Genomic DNA, 3,334 nt, shown 5'->3' on the forward strand with positions numbered 1-3,334 from the left:
GGCCGGCCGGCGTAGTAGACGCTGTCGCAGCGCTGCCAGCCCACGTCGCGGAACGCGCCGGCGATCTCGCCGAGCCGCGCGACGGCGTCGGCGCAGGCGCGGTAGGCCGTCACGGCGGCGGCCTCGCCGTGCAGGCGCGCGAGATCCGTCAGGTGCGTGTCGATCTCGTATTGGATCAGCGCCGTGCTCGCGGCCGTGCTGCCCCAGCCCGCGGCGCCTTCGTCGAGCAGCAGGACCTCGTGGCCGTGCGCCGCGAGTTCGTCGGCGACGAGCGCGCCGGTGATGCCGGCGCCGATCACCGCGATCTCGCAGCGCCGGTGCTGCTGCAGGGCCGGAAAGCTCGCGAGCAGGCCGTTCTTGACCGACCAGAACGGATAGCCGCTGCGCACGTCCATCAGTGCCGTCCCCGCCGGCTGCGCGGCGGATCCGCCGCTTCCCAGCCGCGCCGCGTTCTGGAAGAGTCCGCACTCCCGTTCGAACCGCCCAGGAAACACGAGCCATGAGCCTGACCGTCGCCGCCCTCGTCAAGACCACCGTGCGCCGCAACCTGCAGATGCTGGACCAGCTGCTCGACAAGGGCGCGGCCTTCGCCACGGCCAAAAACTTCGACGTGGGCGTGCTGCTCGGGTCGCGTCTCGCGCCGGACATGTTCCCGCTGACGCGGCAGATCCAGCTGGCCAGCGACATGGCCAAGGGCATGACCGCGCGCCTGGCCGGCCAGGTCCCGCCGTCCTTCGAGGACGTCGAGACCACCCTGGCCGAGCTCAAGGAGCGTCTCGCGCGCACCCTGGCCTACGTCGAGTCGGTCGACGACGCGGCGTTCGACGGCGCCGAGCAGCGCGAGGTCCGCGTGCCCACGCGTGCGCAGGAACTCGTGTTCGCCGGCCAGGACTACCTGGTCGGCTTTGCGTTGCCGAATTTCTATTTCCATGTCACGGCGGTCTACCTGATCCTGCGTCACAACGGCGTAGATCTCGGCAAGCGCGACTTCCTCGGCGCGCGCTGAGCCGCCGGGGTTACGCGGAATTCAGCCGCTTTCGGCAGAATGCGCGGCGCGCCGGGACGACCCGCCGCCGCGTTGCCTGTCCTGGGGACGACCCCGTTGCACACGGGGTTCGTCATGTCCTGGTTCCTGTTGTTCCTCGCCGGCCTGTTCGAGATCGGCTGGGCCGTCGGCCTGCGCTACAGCGACGGCTGGACGCGGCCGTGGCCTTCGCTGGCCACCCTGGCCGCGATGATCGTCAGTTTCGGCTTCCTTTCGCTCGCGCTGCGCGCCTTGCCGCTCGGCACGGCCTATGCGGTCTGGACCGGCATCGGCGCGGTCGGCACGGCCGTCGTCGGCATCGTGCTGCTCGGCGAGTCGGCGAATCCGCTGCGCCTGGCCTCGATCGCGCTGATCGTGCTCGGCGTGCTCGGCCTCAAGTTCGCCTCGCACTGAGCGGGTGCGGCAGAGCCTGCTGGCGGCGCCGCCGCCGGCGGGAGTAACCTGGGCCCGCAGCGGCCCGCGAGCATCGAACCGACGTCGCGACGGCTGCTGCACAGAGCGCGGCGGCCGCCTCGCGGCGGTCGCCGTGATCGCCGCGCCGGACCGGACGCCGGCGCCCGCTCGCACCACAGGCCGCGGCGCCGGAGGGCGTCACCGGTCGCGGAGGCCAGGCTCATGTCCGAACCCCGACTGCAGCAGTATCTGCACGCGCGCGGCATCGGTTTCGAGACCATCCACCACCTGCGCACGATCACCGCGCAGGACACGGCGCACAGCGTGCATGTCGACGATGCCGAACTGGCCAAGACCGTGATGGTCAAGCTCGGCGGCCGCATGGCCATGGTCGTGCTCGGCGCCGACCGGCGCCTGGATCTCGCCGCGCTGAGCCGCGCGACCGGCCAGGCGCCGGCGCTATTGGCCGAGGAGCGCGAGTTCGCCGGGCTGTTCCCCGACTGCGAGCTCGGCGCGATGCCGCCGTTCGGCAATCTCTACGGCCTGGACGTCAACGTCGACGAGGCGCTGAGCCGGGACCACGAGATCGCGTTCAACGCCGGCTCGCACACCGAGGTCATGCGCATTCCGTTCGCGCTGTTCGAGCAGCTCGTGCATCCGCGCCGGCTGCGGCGCATCGCGCAGATCACGCACTAGGGCGAACCGGTTCGTCGAAGCGGCCGTCGCCGCGGGCGCCGCGCAGGATTGAAACGGCGCGGCGATTTTCAAACACCGCTCAGGCCGGCGCGTCCTCGGGCGCGCCGGCCGCCAGCGGCAGGCTCACGCGTATCGTCGTGCCGCGGCCGTCGTCGCCGGGCAGCGCCTGCACCGAGCCGCCGTGGGCGCCGACCATGCCCTGGCAGATCGCGAGGCCCAGGCCGGTGCCGTGCTTGCCGCGGTCGCCGCGTTCCATCGAATAGAACATGTCGAAGATGCGCGCGCGGTCCTCGGCCGGAATGCCGGGGCCGGCGTCGACGACGTCGATGTGCAGCCGGTCGCCGTCGCGTTCGACGCGCACGCGCACGGGCACGGACGCGGGCGAGAACTTGGCCGCGTTCTCGAGAATGTTGAACAGCGCCTGCTCGATCAGCGCCGGGTGCACGTGCAGCAGCGGCAGTCCCGCGGCGAGGTCGCGCTCGACCGGCACGTCCGGAAACAGCTTGCGCACGCGCTGCACGGCCGCGCCGACGATCTCGTCGACGGCGACCCAGTCGCGCGCCAAGGTCAAGGTGCCATAGCCGAGCCGCGTCATGTCGAGCAGGTTCTGGATGTAGCGGTCCAGGCGCTGGCCTTCGGCGACGATGCCGTCGAGCAGCGCGGCGCGGTCGTCGTCGGGCATCTGTGCGCCGTAGCGCTGCAGGCTTTCGGCCGAGCCGAGCATGGCGGCGAGCGGCGAGCGCAGGTCGTGCGAGACCGAGGACAGCAGCGCCGCGCGCAGGCGTTCGGTCTCGCCCTGGATGCGCGCATTCTCCAGCGCGTCGGCCAGGCGCGTGCGCGCGAGCGCCTGGGCGATGTCCTGCACGATGGCCTGGACGAGATCGCGGCGCTGCGGCGACAGGGTGGTTTCCTCGGCGCCGAACTGCAGCGCGACCACGCCGAGCCGCTGCTCGCCCTCGCGCAGCGGCAGCAGCCAGCACGGCGCCGCGTTCAGCGTGTCGGTATAGCGTCCGGCCGGCTGGTCGTGCTGCAGCGCCCAGTCGGCCGCGGCCCGGTCGGTCGCGCTCAGCGCGAACGAGCGCGGCGTCGCCGCGGCGATCGCGAGCGTCGCTTCGGCCGGTTCCGGCGTCAGCACGGCGGCTTCGGCGTCGAAGGCCTGTGCCAGGGTGCGCGCGCCGATCGCCGCGACCTGGCCCGCCT

At 72.2% G+C, this 3,334-nt stretch carries 5 protein-coding genes; 3 read left to right on the forward strand and 2 right to left on the reverse strand.

Annotation, left to right across the window (positions count from 1 at the left end; translation table 11 throughout):
* On the reverse strand, window positions 1-395 hold a 395-nt coding region (locus NON22_RS22065; RefSeq protein WP_257389155.1), incomplete at its 3' end, for an FAD-dependent oxidoreductase.
* Between the two features lie 104 nt (window positions 396-499).
* On the opposite strand from NON22_RS22065, the gene NON22_RS22070 reads away from it, so the two are divergent.
* From NON22_RS22070 to NON22_RS22080, 3 genes are all read left to right on the forward strand, one after another.
* On the forward strand, window positions 500-1,006 hold the full coding sequence (locus NON22_RS22070) for a DUF1993 domain-containing protein (protein ID WP_257389156.1): 507 nt from the start codon (window positions 500-502) through the stop codon (window positions 1,004-1,006).
* Between the two features lie 114 nt (window positions 1,007-1,120).
* The gene (sugE, locus tag NON22_RS22075; protein WP_257389157.1) at window positions 1,121-1,438 is read left to right on the forward strand and encodes a quaternary ammonium compound efflux SMR transporter SugE; all 318 of its coding nucleotides are present in this window, start codon (window positions 1,121-1,123) and stop codon (window positions 1,436-1,438) included.
* Window positions 1,439-1,660: 222 nt separating this feature from the next.
* On the forward strand, window positions 1,661-2,134 hold the full coding sequence (locus tag NON22_RS22080; RefSeq protein WP_257389158.1) for an aminoacyl-tRNA deacylase: 474 nt from the start codon (window positions 1,661-1,663) through the stop codon (window positions 2,132-2,134).
* 79 nt (window positions 2,135-2,213) lie between these two features.
* Here NON22_RS22080 and NON22_RS22085 read toward each other — a convergent pair.
* The coding region (locus NON22_RS22085; protein ID WP_257389159.1) for a sensor histidine kinase at window positions 2,214-3,334 on the reverse strand (1,121 nt) is incomplete at its 5' end.

It is taken from the genome of Tahibacter caeni (genome assembly GCF_024609805.1).
Taxonomy (GTDB): Bacteria; Pseudomonadota; Gammaproteobacteria; order Xanthomonadales; family Rhodanobacteraceae; genus Tahibacter; species Tahibacter caeni.